The 23,030-nt window shown below is 73.9% G+C and carries 20 protein-coding genes and 1 tRNA gene; 5 read left to right on the top strand and 16 right to left on the bottom strand.

Annotated elements, in window-relative coordinates; genetic code table 11:
• Positions 1-263: 263 nt before the first annotated feature.
• The gene (locus ACWCV3_RS01880) at positions 264-557 is read left to right on the top strand and encodes a hypothetical protein (RefSeq protein ID WP_451216889.1); all 294 of its coding nucleotides are present in this window, start codon (positions 264-266) and stop codon (positions 555-557) included.
• Between the two features lie 81 nt (positions 558-638).
• On the opposite strand, the gene ACWCV3_RS01875 is transcribed toward ACWCV3_RS01880, so the two are convergent.
• Positions 639-1,412 carry an RDD family protein gene (locus ACWCV3_RS01875; protein WP_451216886.1) on the bottom strand — a complete coding sequence of 258 codons (774 nt, stop codon included), beginning with the start codon at positions 1,410-1,412 and terminating at the stop codon, positions 639-641.
• Positions 1,413-1,473: 61 nt separating this feature from the next.
• On the bottom strand, positions 1,474-2,775 hold the full coding sequence (locus tag ACWCV3_RS01870) for an RDD family protein (protein WP_451216883.1): 1,302 nt from the start codon (positions 2,773-2,775) through the stop codon (positions 1,474-1,476).
• A 234-nt stretch (positions 2,776-3,009) separates the two neighbouring features.
• Here ACWCV3_RS01870 and ACWCV3_RS01865 point away from each other — a divergent pair, with 234 nt between their 5' ends.
• Entirely contained in the window at positions 3,010-3,423 is a 414-nt protein-coding gene (locus ACWCV3_RS01865; RefSeq protein WP_451216880.1) for an SsgA family sporulation/cell division regulator, read from the top strand.
• 25 nt (positions 3,424-3,448) lie between these two features.
• On the opposite strand, the gene ACWCV3_RS01860 is transcribed toward ACWCV3_RS01865, so the two are convergent.
• Positions 3,449-4,867 carry an FAD-binding oxidoreductase gene (locus ACWCV3_RS01860; protein ID WP_451217541.1) on the bottom strand — a complete coding sequence of 473 codons (1,419 nt, stop codon included), beginning with the start codon at positions 4,865-4,867 and terminating at the stop codon, positions 3,449-3,451.
• 92 nt (positions 4,868-4,959) lie between these two features.
• On the opposite strand from ACWCV3_RS01860, the gene ACWCV3_RS01855 reads away from it, so the two are divergent.
• Entirely contained in the window at positions 4,960-6,438 is a 1,479-nt protein-coding gene (locus ACWCV3_RS01855; RefSeq protein WP_451216877.1) for a tetratricopeptide repeat protein, read from the top strand.
• 53 nt (positions 6,439-6,491) lie between these two features.
• Here ACWCV3_RS01855 and hppD read toward each other — a convergent pair whose 3' ends face one another.
• Positions 6,492-7,637: a 4-hydroxyphenylpyruvate dioxygenase gene (hppD, locus tag ACWCV3_RS01850; protein ID WP_451216874.1), complete on the bottom strand. Its 1,146-nt coding sequence runs from the start codon at positions 7,635-7,637 to the stop codon at positions 6,492-6,494.
• A gap of 123 nt (positions 7,638-7,760) precedes the next feature.
• Between hppD and ACWCV3_RS01845 the strand changes: the two genes are divergently transcribed.
• On the top strand, positions 7,761-8,240 hold the full coding sequence (locus tag ACWCV3_RS01845; RefSeq protein WP_451216871.1) for an Lrp/AsnC family transcriptional regulator: 480 nt from the start codon (positions 7,761-7,763) through the stop codon (positions 8,238-8,240).
• Between the two features lie 160 nt (positions 8,241-8,400).
• Here ACWCV3_RS01845 and ACWCV3_RS01840 read toward each other — a convergent pair whose 3' ends face one another.
• The 6 genes from ACWCV3_RS01840 to ACWCV3_RS01815 form a co-directional block, all read right to left on the bottom strand.
• A complete protein-coding gene (locus ACWCV3_RS01840) occupies positions 8,401-9,192 on the bottom strand; it encodes a S16 family serine protease (protein ID WP_451216868.1) in 792 nt (263 codons plus the stop codon).
• Positions 9,193-9,240: 48 nt separating this feature from the next.
• Complete coding sequence (locus ACWCV3_RS01835) at positions 9,241-9,882, bottom strand: IclR family transcriptional regulator (protein WP_451216865.1); 642 nt, start codon at positions 9,880-9,882, stop codon at positions 9,241-9,243.
• Between the two features lie 279 nt (positions 9,883-10,161).
• Positions 10,162-11,955 carry a DEAD/DEAH box helicase gene (locus ACWCV3_RS01830; RefSeq protein WP_451216862.1) on the bottom strand — a complete coding sequence of 598 codons (1,794 nt, stop codon included), beginning with the start codon at positions 11,953-11,955 and terminating at the stop codon, positions 10,162-10,164.
• A 120-nt stretch (positions 11,956-12,075) separates the two neighbouring features.
• On the bottom strand, positions 12,076-12,465 hold the full coding sequence (locus tag ACWCV3_RS01825) for a type II toxin-antitoxin system death-on-curing family toxin (protein WP_451216859.1): 390 nt from the start codon (positions 12,463-12,465) through the stop codon (positions 12,076-12,078).
• A complete protein-coding gene (locus ACWCV3_RS01820; RefSeq protein ID WP_451216856.1) occupies positions 12,462-12,662 on the bottom strand; it encodes a CopG family transcriptional regulator in 201 nt (66 codons plus the stop codon). The genes ACWCV3_RS01825 and ACWCV3_RS01820 overlap by 4 nt, the downstream gene beginning before the upstream one ends.
• 27 nt (positions 12,663-12,689) lie before the next feature.
• Positions 12,690-14,105 carry an MFS transporter gene (locus ACWCV3_RS01815; RefSeq protein WP_451216853.1) on the bottom strand — a complete coding sequence of 472 codons (1,416 nt, stop codon included), beginning with the start codon at positions 14,103-14,105 and terminating at the stop codon, positions 12,690-12,692.
• 176 nt (positions 14,106-14,281) lie between these two features.
• Between ACWCV3_RS01815 and ACWCV3_RS01810 the strand changes: the two genes are divergently transcribed.
• Positions 14,282-14,353: transfer RNA gene (locus ACWCV3_RS01810), tRNA-Cys, on the top strand.
• Between the two features lie 29 nt (positions 14,354-14,382).
• On the opposite strand, the gene ACWCV3_RS01805 is transcribed toward ACWCV3_RS01810, so the two are convergent.
• The 6 genes from ACWCV3_RS01805 to ACWCV3_RS01780 form a co-directional block, all read right to left on the bottom strand.
• Positions 14,383-14,865 carry a DUF6083 domain-containing protein gene (locus ACWCV3_RS01805; protein ID WP_451216850.1) on the bottom strand — a complete coding sequence of 161 codons (483 nt, stop codon included), beginning with the start codon at positions 14,863-14,865 and terminating at the stop codon, positions 14,383-14,385.
• An 87-nt stretch (positions 14,866-14,952) separates the two neighbouring features.
• Entirely contained in the window at positions 14,953-16,059 is a 1,107-nt protein-coding gene (locus ACWCV3_RS01800) for an SUKH-4 family immunity protein (RefSeq protein ID WP_451216847.1), read from the bottom strand.
• Between the two features lie 250 nt (positions 16,060-16,309).
• Positions 16,310-18,616, bottom strand: coding sequence for a xanthine dehydrogenase family protein molybdopterin-binding subunit (locus ACWCV3_RS01795; protein WP_451216844.1), 2,307 nt, complete (start codon positions 18,614-18,616; stop codon positions 16,310-16,312).
• Positions 18,613-20,103, bottom strand: coding sequence for a (2Fe-2S)-binding protein (locus tag ACWCV3_RS01790; protein WP_451216841.1), 1,491 nt, complete (start codon positions 20,101-20,103; stop codon positions 18,613-18,615). Before ACWCV3_RS01790 ends, ACWCV3_RS01795 begins: the two co-directional genes overlap by 4 nt.
• A complete protein-coding gene (locus tag ACWCV3_RS01785; protein WP_451216838.1) occupies positions 20,100-20,993 on the bottom strand; it encodes an FAD binding domain-containing protein in 894 nt (297 codons plus the stop codon). Before ACWCV3_RS01785 ends, ACWCV3_RS01790 begins: the two co-directional genes overlap by 4 nt.
• A 226-nt stretch (positions 20,994-21,219) precedes the next feature.
• Positions 21,220-22,905 (bottom strand): beta-N-acetylhexosaminidase, encoded by a 1,686-nt coding sequence (locus ACWCV3_RS01780; protein ID WP_451216836.1) that lies wholly within the window; start codon positions 22,903-22,905, stop codon positions 21,220-21,222.
• Positions 22,906-23,030 lie beyond the last annotated feature (125 nt).

Below are 23,030 nucleotides of genomic sequence, written 5' to 3'. Positions count from 1 at the left end.
AGGTTTCGCAGAAAAGACAGACCTTGACTTGGACAGGACAAGTGCACTATGCGGAGCTGGCGTCCGCTTTACGAACACGTGCTACGGCGGGGCGGGCGCGTGCATCGGCCCAGTTCGCAAGGCCCATGACTCCGTGCGCCCCCTGTGCACCGCCCTCGGGGTGAGGCGGGGCTTACCTGGCGCAGGACTCGGGCATGCACGCGAATAGAGTCGATTCGGCGCCCCCCGCCCCCCCACCCCCGTCTTCCGAGGACACGATTGCCATGCCTCGTCCGACCCTCGCACAGCTCGTCTACGGTTCCTGCACCGTGATCCTCTCCACCGCCGCCATGCTGGCCCTGTCCCAGACCGGTTCGGGCGTCGGAATCGCCGTCATCGCGCTCGCCGCGCTCGTGCTCGGGCTGCTGGTCGCCATGACGGTGCCACTGCCCCGGCCGCGCCCGACCCGCTCCGCCGCCGCCACCGGGCCGGTGCCCGCCGAGCCCGCCCGGCTCTCCGAGCGGCGCCGCCCCGTCGGCGCCTCGGCGGAGTCGGTACGCGGCCGCGCGGCCTCCTGAGAGGCCGCGCACACACGCCGGAGCGGCGGGCCGGGGACTCCTCCCCGGCCCGCCGCTCCGGCGCGCCGCTTCCCGGCCAGGTCAGGTGGTGGCGACCACCACCGTCTTCGCCGCCTTGTCGTGCAGGCCCTGCTTGTACGGGCGGTCGAAGTAGCTCCAGCCGCCGCAGATCGCCGTCCAGACGCAGGCGCAGCAGAAGGCGAACGGCAGCCATAGCACCAGCGCCCTGACCAGCGAGGACTGCCGGGACGGGGTGGCGCCGTCGTGCAGGTTGGCCACCCGCATCCTGAACCAGCGCATCCCGAGCGTCTGCCCGGTGCGGGCGATCAGGATGGTGTCGTAGGCGATGTACAGGACGGCGGCGATGACCGACTGGCCGAGCGACTTGCCGACCTGCATCCGGTCCCCGTTCACGTCGTACTGGTGCACCCCGAAGGCCCAGGTCAGCAGCCACACGACGATGCCGACGAGGATCATGTCAATGATGCGGGCCACGGTGCGCTTGCCGCTGTCCGCGAGCGGGGGCATGCCGGCGAGCGGGTCGCCGGGGTGCCCGGGGCCCTGGGGGCCTCCGCCGTACGGGCCACCGCCGCCGTAGGGGTCGCCGCCGTAGGGGTCGCCGCCGTAGGGCCCGCCGGCCCCGTAGGGGCCACCCGAGCCGTAGGGGCTGCCCGACCCGTAGGGGCCGCCGCCCTGGGGCGGGGGCTCGCCGCCTGGCGGCGGGGGCTGCTGGGCGCCGTACGGGCGGTCGTACGGCGAGCCCGGCCCCTGCCCCGGGTCCGACGGGGGCCCCTTCCTCAGCGGGTCGTCGTCGGGGGGCTGCGGTCCGGAGCCGGGGGGCGGTTCACTGCTCATGGCACCGAGTCGACAGCGAACGCGGGGCCGCCGCACCCGGCGGGCGGCCGTACGGGGGACGCTACTCGGCCACGAAGGTGTGTGCCGCCTTGTCGTGCCAGCACTGACGCCAGGGCCGGTCGAACAGCCCCCACAGCACGCCGATCACGCCGATCACGAGGACGCCCGGCAGGCTGTAGACGAGCCAGCGGCGCAGCGCGGCCCCGAAGGACGGGGGCTCGTGCGCCTCGATGTCCCGCACCTGGATGCCGCACAGCCGCTTGCCCAGAGTGCGGCCCCAGCGCGCGGTCGGCAGGACCTCGTACACCACCCCGAAGACCAGCAGCACGCCGAGGACCAGGGCGAGCGAGACGCCCGTGGTGCCGTCGAGCAGCCAGACGGTGACGGTACGGCCGGACAGCCGGGCCGCCTCGATCTTGCTCTGGGTGTGGTCGACGGCGCGGACCCCCAGGGGTACGGCGGCGGCGGCCGTGACGGCGCCGATGAAGACGTTGTCGATCAGGCGGGCGGCGAAGCGCTTGCCGAGCCCGGCCGGGCGGGCCTCCGCCTGGCGCCGGGCCGCCGCGAGGAACGGGTCCTCCACCGGCGGTTTCCACGGCGCCACGGGCTGCTCCTCGCCCGCCCCGGCCAACTGGTGCACCTGCTGAGCCCAGGACGCCTGGCCCCCGCCGGGGCCGGGGGCGAGGGGACCTCCGGCCGGGGCCGGGGCCTGGGCCTGGGCCTGGGGTGGCAGTACGGGGGTCACCGGAGCGGGGGCGGCCGGCTGCGGGAAGCCGGGCCGGGCGCGGGGGCCGGGCGGGGCGGGCGTCCCCTGCGGGGGCACGGGAGGCGCCACGGCGGCCGCGGCGGTACCGAATCCCCCCGGCCCCCCCGCGGAGCCCTGGGCGGCGCCTCCGGCCGGCCCGAACGCGGCCTGCCCCCCGGAATGCGGGGCATCCTGTGCCGGCGCATCAGCGCCGGGCCCACCGGTGCCCGCCGGGCCGGAGCCCCCGGGCGGCGCGGGGTGCCCCGCCCGCACCCGACGGAACGTCATCGTCCCGTCGTCCCGCTGGTCCCCCGCCGCCGGACCCGGAGTCGGCCGCCGGAACAGGAACGTGTCCGGAGGTGTCCCGCCCCGGGCCGCCGGTGCGTCGGCGGACCCGCCCTCCTCGAAGAAATGCGGACCCGTCTCCTCCACAGCGGGCGTGTCGGGGCCGGAGGTTGACGGGGCGGTGAGCGGTTCGCCGTCCACCGGGGCGGGACGGCTGGTGCCGGGCACCCAGGCGGTGCCGTTCCAGTAGCGGACGTAGCCGGGGATGGACGGGTCCGGGTAGTAGCCCTCGCGGGGCCTGTCGTCACCGTGGGCCGGCGTAGGGGCGCTCATGTCCGTCGTCCCGTATCTGCTCGGGGGTGGAAGGGAGCCTCCACATCTATCAGACCCGGGGCGCCCCGTACCCCTCTCCGGCCGGAGCCGACCCCTTCCGGGCGATGCCGTCGGCCTCCTGGGCGCCGGTTGGAGAAAAATTTCCGGGAACCCGCGTAATGACCGCGCCCCTGCCCCCTCTCTCCCGGCACGGGCCCGTCCGAGCGGCCCCCGGTCAGATCGAGGAGACAGGTCATGGAGCACACGGTGGTGGAGCGCGAACTGGAGCTGAGGCTCATCCTCTCGCCGGAGCGGAGCGTCCCGGTCCCGGCCAGGCTCGCCTACCGGTCGGACGATCCCTGCGCCGTGCACATCACCTTCCACGTCGACTCCGAGTCGCCGGTGCACTGGACGTTCGCCCGCGAGTTGCTGGTGGAGGGCGTGTTCCGGCCGTGCGGGCACGGGGACGTGCGGGTGTGGCCGACGAAGGTGAACGGCCGCGGCGTGGTGCTGATGGCACTCAGCTCGCCGGACGGCGACGCCCTGCTGGAGGCGCCCGTGCCGCAGGTGTCCGCCTGGCTGGAGCGGACGCTGCGGGCGGTGCCGCCGGGCACCGAGGCCGCCCGGCTCGGGATCGACGACGCGCTCGACCAGTTGCTGGCCCGGTGAGGACCCGGGCACACCGGGACCCGGCTCAGAAGAGCTTGCCGGGGTTGAGGATGCCGAGCGGGTCGAAGACGCCCTTCACTGCGCGCTGCATCTCCAGTCCCACGGGGCCGAGTTCGCGCGCCAGCCACTCCTTCTTCAGCACACCCACACCGTGTTCGCCGGTGATGGTGCCGCCGAGTTCGAGGCCGAGCGCCATGATCTCGTCGAAGGACTCGCGGGCGCGGCGGGACTCGTCCTCGTCCTGGGCGTCGAAGCAGACGGTGGGATGGGTGTTGCCGTCCCCGGCGTGCGCGCACAGGCCGATGGTGAGGTCGTACTTGGCGGCGATCCGCTCGACGCCCTCCAGCATCGCGCCGAGCCTCGAGCGCGGCACGCACACGTCGTCGATCATCGTGGTGCCTTTGACCGCCTCCAGCGCGACGAGCGACGTCCGCCGCGCCTGGAGCAGGAGTTCGGACTCGGCGGCGTCGTCCGCGACGACCACCCCGGTGGCCCCGGCCGCCTCGCACAGGGCGCCGACGGCGGCCAGGTCGGCCGCGGGTTCCGGGGTGTCGAAGGCGGCCAGCAGCAGCGCCTCGGTGGTCTCCGGCAGGCCCATCCGGGCGAAGTCGTTGACGGCCTTGACGGTGGTGCGGTCCATCATCTCCAGCAGCGAGGGCACATGGCCGCCGGCCATGATCGAGCACACCGCGTCGCAGGCTTCGGCGGCGGTGGCGAACTCGGCGGCCAGCACCAGCTGACGGGGCGGCTTGGGCCGGAGCCCGAGCACGGCGCGGACCACGATGCCGAGCGAGCCCTCGGAGCCGACGAACAGCCGCGTCAGGTCGTACCCGGCGACGCCCTTGGCGGTGCGGCGGCCGGTGGACATCAGCCGGCCGTCGGCGAGGACGACCTCCAGCCCGAGGACGTACTCGGCGGTCACCCCGTACTTGACGCAGCACAGGCCGCCGGACGCGGTGCCGATGTTGCCGCCGATCGTGCAGGTCTCCCAGCTCGACGGGTCCGGCGGGTAGTACAGCCCGTGCTCCTCCACCGCGCGGGACAGCACGGCGTTGACGACGCCCGGCTCGACGACGGCGATCCGGTCGACGGGGCTGATCTCCAGGATGCGGTCCATCTTGGTGAGGGACAGCACGATGCACCCTTCCGAGGCGTTGGCCGCGCCGGACAGGCCGGTGCGGGCGCCCTGCGGGACGACCGGCACCCGCAGCGCGGTGGCGGTGCGCAGCACGTGCTGGACCTGTTCGACGGTGCGCGGCAGGACCACGGCGGCGGGGGCCCCGGCCGGGCAGAAGCTCGCCATGTCGTGCGCGTAGGAGGCGGTGACGTCGGGCTCGGTGAGCACGGCCCCGGCGGGCAGCCCCGCCAGCAGCGCTTCGGTGAGGGTGGTCTCGGCGGGCGCGGTGTCGCCGTCGCGGGGTGCTTCGATACGGCTCATGATCACAGCGTGGCACTCGGGGCCATCGGTGTGAACCCCGCACGCGCCGCCCTTGGGCCACCCGGATGTGCTCGTCATATTGACGCACAGTGAACGGCATGGCGAAGAGACAGTACGGCGACGCGCGGCCCGGTACGCCTCTGGTGGCCGAGCCCCCGCCGCGCCGCCCCCGGCGATGGCTGCGCCGCACACTGCTCACCGTGGCGGCGGGCGGAGCGGCGGCGGGCGTGGCGCTGACGCTGCTGCCGCGTGAGGCGCCGCAGCGGGCCCCGCACCGGCCCCCCGCGCCCGCTCCCGGACCGCAGGCGCGGGCGCTGGCGGCGGTCACCACCGGCGTCCCGGCGGCGCTGCCCGACCTGACGGAGCTGATCACGCGGCAGGAGAGCGGCGTGGAGGCCCGCCCCGCCGACGCCCGCGCCTGGGCGGTGCTCGGCGCGGCCTACGTGGCCCGGGCGAACCGTACGGCCGACCCGGCCGACCTCCCGCGCGCCGAGCGGGCGCTCGGCACCTCGCTGAAGGCACGCGCCACGAAGAACACCGAGGCGCTGGCCGGGATGACCGCGCTGGCCAACGCCCGCCGGGACTTCGCGGCGGCGAAGCGGTACGGGGAGCAGGCGCTGAAACTGACCCCGAAGCGCTGGTCGGCGTACCCCCCGCTGATCGACGCGTACAACGGGCTCGGTGACTACACCGCCGCCCGTGACACCCTGGACAAGCTGATGGCGCTGCGCACCGCCCCGGCGGACCGCCCGGCAGTGATGGCGCGGGCGTCGGCCGTGTACCGGGACCGGGGCTGGCGCGAGGACGCGCTGGCCCAGCTCACGGACGCGGCGGCGGCGGCCGGTACGCCCGCCGAGCAGGCGGCCTACCGCTCCGGGGTGGGCCAGTTGGCCTGGGAGCGCGGTGAACTGTCCGAAGCTCTGGCCCAGTTCACCGAGGCCCTGCGTCTGGACCCGGCGGAGGCGGCAGCGGGCGCCGGCCGGGCTCGCACCCTCGCCGCCCAAGGACGCACCGCCGAGGCGCTCACCGCGTACCGCGAAGCCCTGGCGAACCGGCCGGACGCGGGCGTCACGCTGGAGCTGGCCGAGTTGTACGAGTCGCTGAACCGCACCCGGGACGCCGAGACGCAGTACGGCCTGGTGCGCGAGCGGGCGGAGAAGTCCGCCTCCGACGGCGTCGACGAGGAGCTGCTGCTGGGCCGGCTGGAGGCGGACCACGGCGATCCGCAGGAGGCGGTGACCCGGCTGCGGGCGGAGTACGGGCGGCAGCCCGGCATCGAGGTGGCCGACGCGCTGGGCTGGGCGCTGCACCGGACCGGCGAGGACGAGGAGGCGCTGAAGTTCGCCACCACCGCGACCGACCGGACCAAGGGCGGAGGGGTGCGCAGCGCGCTGCACGACTTCCACCGGGGCATGATCGAGTACGAGCTGGAGCGGTACGGCTCCGCCCGGCGCAGCCTGGAGGACGCGCTGCTGGTCAACCCGGCCTTCTCGCCGCTGTGGGCGCCCAAGGCGCGGGCGGCGCTGAAGAGCATGGGCGCGGTGACCGGGGGGCCACTGCCCGCCGATGTGCTGTGAGTCGGGGGCGCGACCGCTCCTCGCGCCCCCGACTCAGCCTGTATGAGCTGGCGTTACAGGTTTCCCCGCTTCTCCTGCTCCCGCTCGATGGCCTCGAAGAGGGCCCGGAAGTTGCCCTTGCCGAAGCCCATCGAGCCGTGGCGCTCGATGAGTTCGAAGAACACCGTCGGCCGGTCCTGGACCGGCTTGGTGAAGATCTGCAGCAGGTAGCCGTCCTCGTCACGGTCGGCGAGGATCTTCTGCTCGCGCAGCGTCTCGATCGGCACACGGGTGTCGCCGACCCACTCGCCGAGGGTGTCGTAGTAGGAGTCCGGGGTGTCGAGGAACTGGACGCCGGCGGCGCGCATGGTGCGTACCGTCTGCACGATGTCGTTGGTGGCCAGCGCGATGTGCTGGACGCCGGGTCCGCCGTAGAACTCCAGGTACTCGTCGATCTGGGACTTCTTCTTGGCGACGGCGGGCTCGTTGAGCGGGAACTTCACCTTCAGAGTGCCGTCCGCGACGACCTTCGACATCAGGGCGCTGTACTCGGTGGCGATGTCGTCGCCCACGAACTCCTTCATGTTCGTGAAGCCGAGGACGTTGTTGTAGAACGCCACCCACTCGTCCATCTTGCCGAGTTCGACGTTGCCTACGCAGTGGTCGATGGCCTGGAAGGTGCGGCGGGCGGGCGGCTCGACGATCGGGTCGGCGGCGACGAAGCCGGGGAGGTAGGGGCCGTCGTAGCCGGAGCGCTCGACCAGGGTGTGCCGGGTCTCGCCGTACGTGGCGATGGCGGCCAGGACGACGGTGCCGTGCTCGTCCTTCACCTCGTGCGGCTCGGCGAGGGGCCGGGCGCCGTGCTCGACGGCGTAGGCGAACGCGGCGCGGGCGTCCGGGACCTCGATGGCGAGGTCCACCACGCCGTCGCCGTGCTCGGTGACGTGCCGGTCGAGGAACTCGCCCCAGGGGGTGGCGGGGCGGATCACCGAGGTGAAGACGAACCGGGCGGCGCCGCTCTCCAGGACGTAGGAGGCCGTCTCGCGGCTGCCGTTCTCCGGACCGGAGTAGGCGACCAGGCGCATGCCGAAGGCGCTGGAGTAGTAGTGCGCGGCCTGCTTGGCGTTGCCCACGGCGAAGACGACCGCGTCCATTCCCTTGACCGGGAAGGGATCGGCCTGCCGGGCGGTGTCGGGAGTGTGCTGAGTGGTCTGCGTCATGCTCGAAGGGTGGCCCCGCTCTGCAAGGTGCGCAATAGTTCGCGTATTCGCTGGTCACTCTGTTCAGCCTTACGGTGATACCAGCGGACTTTCTGTACATGATGACCATCCGGGGAGGGCGTCGTGGCGATCGATCAGCTCGACGGGCAGATCATCGTGCTGCTGGCCGAGGAGCCGCGGATCGGGGTGCTGGAGATGTCCCGGCGGCTCGGGGTGGCGCGCGGCACGGCGCAGGCCCGGCTGGACCGGCTGCGCTCGCGCGGGGTGATCCGGGGCTTCGGCCCGCAGGTGGACCCCGCGGCGCTCGGCTATCCGGTGACCGCGTTCGCCACGCTGCAGATCCGGCAGGGGCAGGGGGCGGACGTGCGGGCCCACCTGGACGGGGTGCCGGAGGTGCTGGAGCTGCTCACCACGACCGGCACCGGGGACATGCTCTGCCGGCTGGTGGCGCGTTCCAACGCCGATCTGCAGCGGGTCATCGACCGGGTGGTGGGCTTCGACGGCATCGTGCGGGCCTCCACGGCGATCGTGATGGAGAACCCGGTGCCGCTGCGGATCATCCCGCTGGTGGAGCAGGCGGCGGGGGAGTCCGAGGGGGTCTAGTGCTGTGACCGGAGAGGTTTGCCGGAAAGCTCGCGGCGTCCGGTGCGGTGCATCGCAAGGCGGAGCATCGCCCTCGTACTGGATGTACTCGGGCGATGCGGCAACGCGGCGAGGTGCCGTGCCGGACGCCGCGAGCCGGTGAACCCTTCCGGTCACAGCACTAGCAGCTCGGGATCTTGCCCGTGCCCTTCTCCAGGGCGACGAGGGAGTCCACGGCGCCGTCGAGACTCGTGACCGGGATCAGGCGCAGGCCCGCGGGCAGGTTGGTGCGGGCGTCGGCGCACTCGGCCTTCGGCACCAGGAAGACGGTGGCACCGTCGCGCCGGGCGGCCTGCGTCTTCAGGGCCACTCCGCCGACCGCGCCGACCTTGCCGTCCGTGTCGATCGTGCCGGTACCGGCGATGGTGTGGCCGCCGGTGAGGTCGCCGCCGCTGCCGTCGCCGTCCAGCTTGTCGATGATGCCGAGGCTGAACAGCAGGCCGGCGCTGGGCCCGCCCACGTCGGCGAGGCGCAGGGTGACCTTCACGTCGGCGGGGTCCTTGCGCAGGTGGTCCAGCGCCGCGGTGGTCGCCGCGTCCTGCGACTGCCGCATCTGGGCCGTGTTGTGCTTCTCGATCTCCTTGAGGGTGTCCCCGGTCGGGTACACCGCGTCGTACGGCATCACCGCGCGGTCGCTGCGGAACCAGTTGTCGACCACCTGCCCGAGCGACACCCGCGTACCCGGCGAGGTCGCCTCGATGGTCGTCATCCGCAGCTGACCGGACGTCTTCCGTGTCGGCGCCCCGGAGACGGTGATCACCGGCGTCCCGTCGTTCTTCCCCAGCACGTTCGCCGTCATCCCCGGCTGGGCCACCGAGAACGGCAACGGCGCGAACACCGCGACCCCGATCAGCCCCGCGACGGGCAGGGAGCACAGGGCGATGATCCGGGGACGCGTAAGACGTGAGAGCACGGAGTAAATCTAACGCGCGGCCTCCGTGCCGAGCGGTGCCGGTACGCGCTACCTCAGCGCGTCCGCCACCTCCCGCGCCGCCTCCACCACGCGGCGGCCCACCCGCTCCGGGACCGCGTCGGTCAGCATGACGACTCCCACACTGCCCTCGACGCCGGTGACGCCCACGAGGGGGGCCGCGGCGCCGCTCGCGCCGGCCTCCAGTTCGCCGTGGGTGAGGACGTAGCCGGGGTCGGGGTCCGGTGAGCGCCGGGCGGCGAGGATGGCCTTGCCGGCGGCGCCGCGCTCCAGGGAGTGACGGAACCCCGCGCGGTAGGCGACGTGGTAGTCCGTCCAGGTCGGCTCGACGACGGCGACGGCGAGCGCCTCCGTGCCGTCGACCAGGGTCAGATGTGCTGTGGCGCCGATGTCCTCGGCCAGGGAGCGCAGTGCGGGCAGCGCCGCCTCCCGCACCAGCGGATGCACCTGGCGGCCGAGCCGCAGCACCCCCAGTCCGACGCGGGCGCGGCCACCGAGGTCGCGGCGGACGAGCGCGTGCTGCTCCAGCGTGGCCAGCAACCGGTACACCACCGTCCGGTTCACCCCGAGCCTGCCGGACAGCTCGGTGACGGTCAGGCCGTGGTCCGTGTCGGCGAGCAGCTTGAGGACGCGCAGTCCCCGGTCGAGCGTCTGGGAGGTCTCCGCGGTCACGACGCCCCCTCCTTCTGCGGTGAGGTCGGCGCCCTCCGAAACGGCGCGCGTCACCGAGCCCCGTCGGCGACGCGTGTCAGAGGCCGCCGATCGGCAGGACGGCCCGGCGGCTGTCGGACCCCTCGCTTCACGGCTGCGCTCCGCGGCGGCGCTGCCACGGGACGTGTGCGTAGCGGGACAGTAGCGAGCCGGTCCGCTGAGCGGAAGACTCGGTCCAGAATCCGGTCAAGTCCCGTTCCGGCCTGCCAGTGTTCGTCCGCATACGCCCCGGCGCACGCCTCAGCGCATCCGGGTCGCCCACTCCCCCATCTTGGCGATGCGCTGCTTGAGCTGGCCGGCGGTCGCCTCCGCGCTCGCGGGGCCGCCGCAGACGCGGCGCAGCTCGGTGTGGATCACACCGTGCGGCTTGCCGCTCTGGTGGACGTAGGCGCTGACCATGGTGTTGAGCTGCTTGCGCAGCTCCATCATCTCCTTGTGGCTGACCACCGGGCGGCGCTCGGCGGGCAGCTCCAGCAGGTCGGCCTCGGCGTCCGGCCGCTTCCTGCTGTGCGCGATCTGCCGGGCCTGCCGCTTCTGCAGCAGCAGCTGCACCTGCTCGGGCTCCAGCAGCCCGGGGATGCCGAGGTAGTCCTGCTCCTCCTCGCTGCCGGGGTGGGCCTGCATGCCGAACTCGGCGCCGTCGTAGAGGACGCGGTCGAAGACGGCCTCGGACTCCAGCGCCTCGAAGGAGAACTGCTCCTGCTCACCGGTGTCCTCGTCCTCCTGCCGGTTCGCCTCCTCCATCTCCTTCTCGGACTCGGCGTACGGGTCCTCCTCGCCCGCCTTCTTCGGCTTGTCGAGGGCGTGGTCCCGCTCCTTCTCCATCTCGCCTGCGAAGGTCAGCAGGTCCGGGACGGTCGGCAGGAACACGGACGCGGTCTCGCCGCGCCGCCTGGACCGGACGAAACGGCCGACGGCCTGCGCGAAGAAGAGCGGGGTGGAGATGGTGGTGGCGTAGACGCCGACGGCGAGGCGGGGCACGTCGACGCCCTCGGACACCATGCGGACCGCGACCATCCACCGGTCGTTGCTCGCGCTGAAGTCGTCGATGCGCTTCGAGGCGCCCACGTCGTCGGAGAGGACGAGGGTGGCCTTGGTGCCGGTCAGCTCGCGGATGAGCTTGGCGTAGGCGCGGGCGGAGTCCTGGTCGGAGGCGATGACGAGGGCGCCGGCGTCCGGGATGGCCTTCCTGACCTCGGTGAGCCGCTGGTCGGCGGCGCGCAGCACGCTCGGCATCCACTCGCCGCGCGGGTCGAGCGCGGTGCGCCACGCCTGGCTGACCGCGTCCTTGGTCATCGGCTCGCCGAGCCGGGCGGCGATCTCGTCTCCCGCCTTCGTGCGCCAGCGCATCTGACCGCTGTAGCTGAGGAAGATAACGGGGCGCACGACGTGGTCGGCGAGCGCGTTGCCGTAGCCGTAGGTGTAGTCGGCGGCGGAGCGCCGGATGCCGTCGTTGCCCTCCTCGTACGTCACGAAGGGGATCGGGTTGGTGTCCGAGCGGAACGGCGTACCGGTCAGCGCCAGGCGCCGGGTCGCCGGCTCGAACGCCTCCAGACACGCCTCGCCCCAGGACTTGGAGTCACCGGCGTGGTGGATCTCGTCCAGGATCACCAGCGTCTTGCGCTGCTCGGAGCGGTTGCGGTGCAGCATCGGGCGTACGCCGACACCGGCGTAGGTGACCGCGACCCCGTGGTAGTCCTTGCCGATCGGGCCCGCGCTGTACTCCGGGTCGAGCTTGATCCCTATCCGCGCGGCGGCCTCCGCCCACTGCTTCTTCAGGTGCTCGGTCGGCGCGACGACCGTCACCTGCTGCACGACGTGGTGGTGCAGCAGCCAGGAGGCGAGCGTCAGCGCGAAGGTCGTCTTTCCGGCGCCGGGGGTGGCGACGGCGAGGAAGTCGCGCGGCTGCTCCTGGATGTACTTGTCCATCGCCCTCTGCTGCCAGGCACGCAGCTTGCCGGCGGTGCCCCAGGGGGCCCGGCCGGGAAAGGCGGGGGACAGATGGTTCGAGGCGGAAGCGGCGGTGGTAGTCACGGTCTCCGGGGGTGGGGGCGTAGGGCAACTCGGCTACGTATGACAACCGGGCCACCCTACCGGCGCCACCGGCGCCGCCGTGCTCGGACGGGGCGGGGGGCGGGGCGGGTGGGACCGAGGTCACACCGCCGGTTCGACCAGGTCCCGCAGCGCCTCCGCGATGACCTTGATCTCGTCCGTGCTCCCGGTCGCCACAGCGATCACGAGCCGCTCGCCCGCGTCGATGTCCGCCCGCAGCTGACGCCCGTTCATGGCCAAGAAGACCATGCAGGACGCCCAGGCCGTGCGCTTGTTGCCGTCGATGAAAGGACGGTTGATCGCCAGGGACTGGAGGAGCGCCGCAGCCTTGTCGAAAAGGTCCGTGTACGCCTCCTGCCCGAACATCGCGGCCGAGGGCCGGTGCACGGCGGACTCCAGCAGACCCACGTCACGAACGACCACGTCTTGGTCGTCGACGGCGTGCCCGGCGATGGACAGGACGTCCTCGGCGGACAGGTAGACGCAGGTCACTTCAGCCGATCCAGCAGCTCGGCCCACTTGGCGGTCTGCTCCTTCGCCGCCTTGCGGACCAGCATCTCGTGCGCCGTCCGCGCCAGGTAGTCGTCCACGGCCCGCAGGAGTATGGCGTGCATGCTGACCCCCTCCTCTTCCGCGCGCAGCTTCAGGGCTTCCGTCTGGTCGTCGCGGAGACGCAGGTTCATAGCCATACCAAACCGGTACCACCGGAGTGGGGTCTAAGTGGTACCACCCGCCGACGCCCGCAGCCGCGTCGTCACCCACGCCCCCACCACCGCCACCGCCGCCATGGGCAGGAAGACCGCCGCGTAGGCGGTGGTGCCGTCGCTGCCGAGGGTGGCGAAGGCCGCTCCCGCCGCGGCCAGGAGGACGACGTTGGAGAGGGCGTCGGAGATCTGGAGGGCGGCGGAGTTGGCGCCGGCCTCGGAGGGTGCGGAGAGCTTGAGCAGGAGGACGCTGGTGGAGGAGATCACCAGCCCCATCCCGAAGCAGCCGAACCCCCACGCGACGGCGACGGTCCACACCGGCACGGCGGGGACGAGCACCGCGGGCGCGACGGCGACGGCAGCTGCCACCAGCACCATCCCGAACGTCATCAGCCGCTCCCGGTACGGCTCCATCCGGTCCCGCGACTGCACCCACGACGCCGCCGCCCAGGTCAGGCCGCCCGCGGCCAGCGAGAACCCGGCGAGCGTCGGCGACAACCCCCGCTGGGTGACGAGCATCAGCGGTACGAAGGACTCCGCCGCGATGAACGACCCCGCCGACAGCCCGCGCAGCAGCACGACGGAGGGCAGTCCGCGCGCGGCCCGGTACGTCCCCTTCGGCAGCAGCCGCAGCACGGCGGGCACCAGCAGGGCGGCACCGAGTGCGCCGGGCACCAGCGAGAGCGGCCGCAGGTCCTGCGCCGCGTACTGCACGAGCCCTGCGCCCAGCGAGACGGCGAGCGCCAGCCGGATGCGGCGCCGGTCGAAGGCGGGGGTGCCGGCGTCGTGGTCCACGGGCCCGCCCGCCCGGCGCCGGATCTGCGGGAGGGCCAGGCCCAGCGGGAGCAGGACGAGCAGCGGGATGCCGAGGAACACCCACCGCCACCCGAGGTGCTCCGCGACGGCGCCGGAGGCGAGCGGTCCGACGATGGACGGCACCACCCACGCGGCGGCGAAGCCCGCCATGATGGCGGGCCGCAGCCGTTCCGGGTAGGCCCGGCCGACGACCACGTACACGGCGACGATCACCAGCCCGCCGCCGAACCCCTGCACCGCCCGCCCCAGGATGAACACCCACATCACCTGCGCGGTCCCGGACACCACGAGCCCGCCCGCGAACGCCCCGATCCCGGTGGCCAGCGCGGCCAGCGGCCCCCTCCGGTCCGCCCACTGCCCGGCGAGCACCATGCCGGTGAGGCTGGTGGTGAAGTACCCGGAGAACGCGAACGCGTAGAGCGACACCCCGTCCAGCTCACGCGCCGCGACCGGCATCACGGTCCCGATCGCGGTCGCCTCGAACGCGATCAGCATCACCACGGAAACGATCCCCACGCTGAGCGCCCGATGCGCCCGCCCCAGCACCCCGCCCTCGTCCTGGTCGGGGGCCGTGCCGGCGACAGCACTGTCGGAAGACTCAAGGGTGGCCATAGGGGCCAGAGTAAGGCCCATGGCCGAGGGTGACACCTGTCGGAAGCCCCGCCGCCCCTACGACCTCCGCCGTAGGCCGCCCACCCCCTGTGAACACCGCATGACAGTCACATTGCACCCCCTCGTCCACCCTTGCCCCCTCCCCCGGCCCGCCCTAGGTTCGTTCCACGACACACGGCCGTGTGCCCGAGTGGCTCAGGGACTCGCCTGCAAAGCGAGTTACGCGGGTTCGATTCCCGCCACGGCCTCCGACTTGGTCGCGGGTGGGCGGGGTGCCTCAGCCGATGTCCGGCCACGGCTGCGGGAGGTGCTCGTCGTCCGCCTCGCGGCGGGCCCGGCGGGCGTTCTCCTCGCGTACGGCGTCCAGCCGGCGCCAGAGGCCGATCTCCTCCAGGGTCAGTCCCGGACAGACGATCAGGTGCGGTATGCGGCAGATCTCGCCGGGGCCGGGCTCCGTCTCGCGGCTGTTCCAGGCCACGTCGTTGGTGTCCACGTACCAGCGGTGCCAGGCGGGCACCATGTGTGCGGGCACGAACAGGCCCGGTTCGAGCAGGACGTGGACGTCGTAGTAGGTGATGCGCCGGTCGCCGGTCAGTCCGCAGTGGCGACAGGCCGGCGGCTCGGGCGGCTCGGGTCCGGTCGCCCCTTCCATCGCGGCCTGGGCGCGGTCGGCGTTCTCCCAGGGCCGGGGAGCGTCGGGCGCCGGCTGTCGATGGTGGTCGGGTCCGGGCAACGGGATGATGCTCGCGTCGTCCCCCATGCTTCCGAGCGTGCCGGTGCACTCCGAAATGAGGGCAGGGCGCGGCGAGGGCGCAGAGGGGGCAGAACGTCAGGGGCCGAGCGCCCCTCAGAGCACCCCGCCCGCCTCTCCCCGCAGCAGTTCCGTCCAGTAGTGCCACGAGCCGCCGGGCGACACCCCCGTCGGGTCCAGGACCGCCAGGGTGTCGAGCATCGCCGCGGCCAGCTGGTCGTAGGCGAGCGTCGTCAGCTCGTGGGACAGGTGGGCGTCGATCGTGCGCTCGTGGTGGAGGAGCCAGAGGGTGAAGGCCAGGGTGGAGACGTCGGTGTTGAGGGGGTGGAGGGCGGCGTCCGTGCGGGTGAGGACCGCGCCGGTGCGGCCGTCGAGGACGAGGGTGGTGTCCGGGGTGAGGGAGCCGAGGCGGATCAGGTGGCCGGGCTCGGAGTCGTCCGCGTAACACTCCGCCAGCGCCGGCAGCAGCAGCTCGGTGTCGACCACCTCCTCCGGCAGTCCCGTCTCGCGGAGGAAGCGGCGCGTCGGTTCGTGGGTGAGCGCCGGCGGGAAGTCGGTCTCCTCGAAGCGGACCACGCGCCCGTGCCCGAACTCCTGGTCCAGCAGCCGCCCCGGCATCTCCAGCACCAGCCCGGCCAGCCCCGGCGCCGCGACCAGGGACAGCGGGCGGATCAGCGCGGCCGCCTTCCAGTACACCGGGACCGCGCCGTCCGTCCCCGCCTCGAACAGCGCCAGCAGCCGGCGGGACGCCTCACCGGCGACGGTCGGCCCGTACCGGCCGGCGAGGGAGGCGAACCGGCCGCGCAGGCCCGCCAGTTCCTCGGTGACGGCGGCGAAGCGGAGCATGGTGGTGAGCGAGGGCGCGAAGGGCCGCGGGTACGACGGGTCGGTGAGGTACGCGGTGGTGATCTCCCCCGTGGCACCGTCGAGCAGTATCGACTCGCGCCGCGTGCCGGCCGGGTCGAGCAGTTCTCCGATGACCAGCCGGTCCCGCAGCTCGTCCGCGAGCCGGAACGGGCCGTCGGTCGCGTCGGCGAGCCTGCGCAGCCCGTGCGCGCGCAGCGGGGCGAAGGTCAGCGGACCGGTGTCGGGGGGCACTCCGGGACCGGCGAGCAGCCCGCGGGTGGGCGCGTGCGTGACCCAGGGGTCCAGCTCGGCCTCGGTCAGCGTGATCGCCGTGACCCCGGCATCGGTCATGCTCATGGCTCGCTCCCCCGCGATCGGTCTCGGTACGGCGGGCTTCGCGCGCGGCGGCCCTCCCCCGACTCCGAGAACCCTAGACCGCACCACTGACAACGCCCCGGGCCGGAAGACGCGGCGGGACGCGACCGCGTTGCCTCAGGGAAGCCGGTTCATCCGGACGGGCGACCTGGGGCCTCTCGCTTGGATCATGCCGGGCTCGCGGGGTCCGGCACGATCAGAACGAAAGCCCCCGGGCCGAACGCAGACCGCCTCACCGCGCGTTGACCACGGCCGCCTGCGGCCGGATGGGCAGCCTGTTCACCGGCCGCCCGGTCGCCGCCCGCACCGCCGACGCGATCGCCGCCGGCGACGTCACCACCGGCACGGCGCTGACCGGCTTCGCGCCGAACGGCGCCACCACGTCCCGCTCCTCGACCAGCTTCACGATCCGGATGTCCGGCACGTCCAGCGCGGTCGGCAGCGCGTACCCGGTGAGGTCGGGATGACGGATCAGCCCGCGCGGCGTACGGAGGTTCTCGGTGAGCGCGATGCCCACGCCCTGCGTGACCCCGCCCTCGATCCGCGCCGCGAGCTGCGCGGGGTTGAGCACCCGGCCCACGTCCTGCGCGACCGCGAGCTCCACCACCCGTACCGAGCCCAGTTCCACGTCGACGTCGACCACCGCGCGGATCGCGCAGAAGGCGAGGCCGACGAACGCGTCTCCCTGCCCGGCGCCGTCCAGCGGTTCGGTGGGGTGGGGTCGGCACTGGGCGGTGGCCCACAGTTCCTTGCCCTCCAGCGCCTCGCTGACGGTGGTGGAGAGCACCCCGTCGTACGAGGTGATCTTGCCGTCGGCGATCTGGAGCAGCTCGGTGGACATGCCGAACTGGTGCGCCAGCGGCTGCAGGAGCTGGGTGCGGACCATCTTGGCCGCCCGCTCCACCGCCCCGCCGGAGACCCAGGTGTGCCGGCCCCGGCAGCCGGGGCCGGCCGGGGGCTGGTCGGTGTCGACCGGCGCCACGTGCACCTCGTCGATGCCGAGCGTCTCCTGCACGATCTGCCGGGCCAGCGTGCTGAACCCCTGCCCGGCCTCCACGGCCGCGCAGAGCACGGTGGCGACGCCGTCGTGGACGCGTACGGTCGCGGTGGAGACCTCGTCGGTGCCCTCCGCGCCGAGCATGTGCACCATGCCGAGGCCGTAGCCGACGCCGCGGCGCACCGCGCCCGGCTCGCCCGCGCCCTCGGGGCCGCCGGGCAGCAGCCAGTCCTCCTCGGGGCCGTCCTTGGGCAGCGCCGGCAGCGGGAAGTCCCTTACCGCGGTGAGGAGTTCGGCCACCGGGGCCGGGCAGGTCACGGTCTGGCCGATGGGGAGGACGTCGCCGGTGGCCAGGACGTTGCGCAGCCGCATCTCGGCCGGGTCCAGGCCCAGTTTCCTGGCCAGTTTGTCCATCTGCGCCTCGTAGGCGGCGCACACCTGCATGGCGCCCTCGCCGCGTACGTGGCCGGAGGGCGGGTTGTTGGTGCGCACGGCCCAGCCCTCGATGAAGGCGTTGGGCACCACGTAGGGGCCGCACGCGAAGGAGACCGCGGCGGCCAGGGCGTCGGCGGAGGTGTCGGCGTAGGCCCCCGCGTCCAGCAGGATCTGCGCCTCGACCTTGACGAGTCTGCCCTCGGCGTCCGCGTGGTGGCGGTAGCGCAGCAGGGTGGGGTGGCGGTGGGCGTGCCCGAGGAAGGACTCCTCGCGGCTCGCGGTGAGCTTCACCGGGCAGCCGGTGCGCAGCGCGAGCAGACCGAGCGGCAGTTGGAAGCCCTGGTCCTCGCGGTCGGCGCTGGCACCGGGCACGCCGGTGACCACGATCTTCACGCGGTCGGCGGGCAGCCCGAAGCAGGCGGCGGCGGTGTTGCGGTCGCTGTGCGGGTCGGTGGAGGCGAGGTACAGCTCCACCCCGCCGTCCGGGCGCGGTACGGCGAGTCCGGCCTCGGCCCCGATGGGCGCGGGATCCTGGCGGCCGATGCGGTACAGGCCCTCCACGACGATCTCGCCGGCCGCGTCGGGGTCCCCGTGGCGCAGCGGGATGTGCCGGATCAGGTTGCCGTCCGGGTGCAGCGGCTCGGCCTCGAAGGCGTGCTCGGGGTCGGTGACCGGGTCGAGGGGTTCGTACTCGACGATGACGGCGGCGGCGGCCATCCGGGCGGTGTCGGGGTGGTCGGCGGCGACGGCGGCGATGGGCTCGCCGTGGTGGCGGACCACGTCGGAGGCGAACACCGGGCGGTCCGGGGTGCCCCGGCCGTGCCGGGAGGTGCCGGGCACGTCCTCGTGGGTCACGACGGCCCGCACGCCGGGCATGGCGCGCGCGTGCGTGGTGTCGATGGAGACGATGCGCGCGTGCGCGTGCGGGGAGCGCAGCACGGCGGCCCACAGCAGGCCCTCGGCCCACAGGTCGGCCGCGTAGGGGAAGGTGCCCTCGGTCTTGGCGCGGGCGTCGGCGTGGGGCAGGGAGGCGCCCAGGCCGTGCGGCAGCGGCTCGGCCGCGGGGGCTTCCGCCGCCGTGGCCGCGGTGGCGGCTTCGTCGCTCACGCCTGGCCTCCGTCCTGGCCGTGGTGCGGGTCGTGCGGGTGGTCCTGCGAGTCGTGCGGGATGCCGAACGCGCCGAAGGCGCCGGGCGCTTCGAACGCCGAGGGGTGCACGCCACCGGAGCCGGGGCCCGCCTGGTGCGGGATGCGCGCGGTCCCGTCGTCCGGCTCGGCTTCGGCGCCGAGGCCGGCCTCGCGCTCGGCGACGACGTCGCGTACGGCGTCGAGCACGCCCCGGTAGCCGGAGCAGCGGCACAGGTTGCCGCAGAGGGCCTGGCGGGTCTCCAGCTCGGTGGGGGCGGGGTTGCCCTCCAGCAGGTCGTGGAGGGTCATGGCGATGCCGGGTACGCAGAAGCCGCACTGCACGGCGCCGCACCGGGCGAGCGCCCGCTGCACGTCGGAGGGCCGGCCGCCGGTGGCCAGGCCCTCGACGGTACGGACCTCGCTGCCCGCGGCGGTCACCGCCGGGACCAGGCAGGAGGCCACGAGCCGTCCGTCGACCTGGACGTTGCAGGCGCCGCACTCGCCCTGCGAGCAGCCGTCCTTGGCGCCCGCGAGGCCGAGGCGCTCGCGCAGCACGTAGAGCAGGGACTCGCCGATCCAGGCGTCGGTGACGGGCCGGTCGGCGCCGTTGACGCGCAGCACGAAGGAGGCGAGGGGGTGTTCGTCCCGGGGCGGTGGCGGCGGTTCCTCGTCCTCGGCGTCCTCTTCGGCGATGTCCGCCGTATCGGCCGCGACGGGCTCCTCGACGGCCTCGGGGGCCGGCTCGGCCTCCTCGGGCGCACTCTCGTCCGAGGGGCCGTCAGAGACGCCCTCAGGGGCTTGTGCGGGGCTCTCGCCGTCCTCGGCGCGCTCGTCCGCCCCGACGGGCTCCTCGGCCCCCGCGGCAGGCGCGGGCTCCTCCTCCGGCGCCGCTGGCTCCTCCTCCGGCGCCGCGGGCTCCCCCTCGGGTGCCGCGGGCTCCTGAGGTCCCCACGTCCCGCCGATCGTGTCCGTGACCCAGGGCGCGGCGGCGCCGCCGGGCAGGACGGACGGGGCCGCGCCCCACTGCTCGGCCAGCGCGGAGGTGGTGAACTCACCGGACTCGTCGGGCAGGTCGCCCCCGGCGACCGGCACGGACCACTGCCCGGTGACGTCGTGGCCGGGCGCGGCGGCGGTCTCCTCGGGGGCCCAGTGCCCCTGCGCCTGCGGCGGGTAGGTGAACCGGTCGCCGTCGTGCGGCTGCCGGGGCGGGGCGGCGTCCCGCGCGGACCACTGCTCCTGGGCGCCCCAGGCGTCCTCGCCCTCGGGCGGGGTCGTTATCCGGGGCGGCACATAGCTGTGGCCCGGCGCGGCCAGCGGGCTGTCACCGGCCAGCAGGGCGTCGATGCCGCCCTCGGGAAGCTGGACGAAGGCGGTCGCGCCGTCGTCGTACTCGCCCTGGGGCAGCGGGTTCCAGCGGCCGCCGCCCTGGGACGTGTCGTCCTCGTGTCCGCGCTGGTCGTCGGTCACGACAGCGCCCTCCCCAGTGCTCGTCGTGCCAGCGCGGCGACGGTGCGCCGCAGGTGCAGTACCGCGGGCGGCAGCGGGACGACCGTGCCGTCCGGCTCCGCCACCGGGTCGGGGATGCAGGCCGCGGCGACGTACTCGCCGAACGCCCGCAGGGCTTCGGGGACCAGGGCGCGGTCGTTGTCCCAGTCGATGAGCTGCGCGACCCACTGCTCGGCGTCCAGCGGGCGCAGCGGCATCGGCGCTATGGCGCCCACCGCGCACCGCACTCCGCGCCGCGCGGGGTCGAGGACGAGGGCGACGGAGGCGACCGAGCGGCCGGGCCCGGTGCGTCCGGTGGCCTTGAGGAAGACCTGGGGGGCGTGCAGCAGCGGAACCCGGACGTAGCCGATGAGTTCGCCGCCGCGGAGCATCTCGACCCCGGCCAGCAGGTGCGAGACGGGTACCTCGCGGCGGGCGCCGCCCGGTCCGGCGACGATCAGCGTGGCCTCCAGCGCGGCCAGCACCGGCAGCGCGTCGCCGGTGGGTGCGGCGGAGGCGATGTTGCCGCCGAGGGTGCCCGCGTTGCGGATGTGCGGCGGCCCGGCGGCGCGCGCGGCGGCGGCGAGCGCCGGGATCAGCGCGGCGAAGTCGGGTCGGCCCATGCGGGCGTGGGTGAGGCCGGCGCCGAGCAGCGCGTGGCCGTCCTGGTACTGCCAGCCGCGGATCTCGCTGATCCGGCCGAGGCCGACCAGCGCGGCGGGCCTGAGCTGCCCGGAGTTGACGGCAGCCATGAGGTCGGTGCCGCCGGCGACGGGGACCGCGGCGGGCATGGCGGTCAGGGCCGCCACCGCCTCGTCCAGCGTCGTGGGCAGCGTGACGGCCTGTGCCGCCTGCGGTGCGTGCGTGGTCAAACCGGCTGCCCCTTCCCGCTGCCCCACCTGGTCGCGCCTGTGCTGCCGTACGGTACGTGCTGACAGGGCGGACGTGGCAACTCTGGCACATCTTCGCAAGGCTCGGACGCGCGGGTCGGCCAAGGGGTGTTGACCCACTCCATCGGGCGGATGGTCCCGTTTACACCAGCATCTTCGATCGGGTCCGATTGACCCGCTTCGGTGATCTCATGGACGGTTCTCCCCGTTACGCGTCCGGGCGGGTGCCCGGGGGCGCGGCGGCCGTGGGTCCGGGCCCGGCGGGCGGTTGGGCGAAGGGCCGTCCCGGCACTCCGGGGCGCCGCTGCCAGGGGTGGGGGCCACCCGGCGGCCGGTAGGCGACGCCGAGGGCGTCAAGTCGCCGGTAGTGCGCGCCCATCCGGCGCTCGAAGTCCGCCAGGTCCCGCCGGCCGGGGGCGGGCAGCGGACTCCAGGCGACCTCGGCGAACGCGGCGAGCCGGGGGAAGACCTGGTAGTCCACGCGTGCGGCGTCCTCGGTCACCTCGGTCCACATGTTGGCCTGGGCGCCCAGCACATGGCGGGCCTCGTCGGCGGTGAGGCCGTCCGGTACGGGCTCGAACCGGTAGACGTCGGCCAGGGTGCTCACGTGGCCGACGGGCACGGGCTCGTCCTCGCCGGGTGCCTGCCGGTGGTCGAGGTAGACGTGCTGCTCGGGGCACATGACCACGTCGTGCCCGGCCCGCGCGGCCATCCGCCCGCCGCGGTGCCCGCGCCAGGAGGAGACCACGGCGCCGGGCGGGAGCGGGCCGTCGAGGATCTCGTCCCAGCCGAGCATCCGGCGTCCGCGCGCGGCCAGCCAGGCGCCGAAACGACCGGCGAACCAGGACCGCAGCCCGTCCACGTCCGCGAGCCCGAGTGCGGCGGCGCGGTCCCGCGCGGTGGCCGACCTCCGCCACTGGTCCGGCGGGCACTCGTCGCCGCCGAGATGCACGAAGGGCGCCGGGAAGAGCGCCAGCACCTCCTCCAGGACGCCCTCGTAGAACGCGAGGACGGCCTCGGTGGGGGCGAGGACGTGCGGGGAGATCCCCCAGTCGTCGCGGACGGTGACGGAGGCGGTGTCGACGGCGTCGGTGTTGCCGAGTTCCGGGTGGGCGGCGATGGCGGCCTGGGAGTGGCCGGGAAGATCGATTTCCGGCACGACGGTGATGTGCCGTTCGGCGGCGTAGGAGACGATCTCCCGGATGTCGTCCTGGCTGTAGTACCCGCCGTGCGGCTTCGCCTCCCAGAAGGGGGAGGAACGGTGGCCGAATCTGGTCCGCGCGCGCCAGGAGCCGACCTCGGTGAGCCGGGGGTAGCGCTCGATCTGGACGCGCCAGCCCTGATCGTCCGTCAGGTGCAGATGCAGGACGTTGAGTTTGTGCGCGGCCAGCAGATCGAGATAGCGCAGCACGCCGTCCTTGGGCATGAAGTGCCGGGCCACGTCGAGCAGCATGCCCCGCCAGCCGAACCGGGGCGCGTCACTGATCCGCACCGGCGGCAGCCGCCAGGTACGTCCCGGCAGCGGGGCGCGCCTGAAGGCGTCGGGACCGAGCAGCTGCCGCAGTGTCTGGGCGCCCCAGAAAAGGCCGGCCGGACCCCCGCCGCGCAGGTCGGCGCCGGTGGACGTGACGTCGAGCCGGTAGCCCTCGGCGCCGAGTTCGCCGGTGAGGGACGGATCGACGCTGAGCCGCAGGGCGTCGCGGGCGGTGCCGTCGGCCGGGGCCAGGGGCAGGCCGGTGGCACCGCCCAGGGCGGCGCGAAGCCATCGCGCGGTGCCCTCTGCGCCCTCACCCGAGGCCGCCAGGGCGGTGCCGGGACCGAGCGCGAATCCGTCACCCGTTCCCCCGTACGCCTCCACCGGCGCCGGAATCAGCTCATGAGTCTCACCGGTCACTCAAGCCCCCGCAGCACCTCGGCGCACGGCACGGAAACATGTCAGGGGGACGTTGCCCCGGCGCCCGGCGGAACACGCGCGAAAGCCGCGGGAAAGGGCGCCGGAGACGATCGGCGAGGAGGCGG

It is taken from the genome of Streptomyces sp. NPDC001781 (genome assembly GCF_053596035.1).
This window is presented reverse-complemented; position numbering and strand designations above follow the sequence as displayed.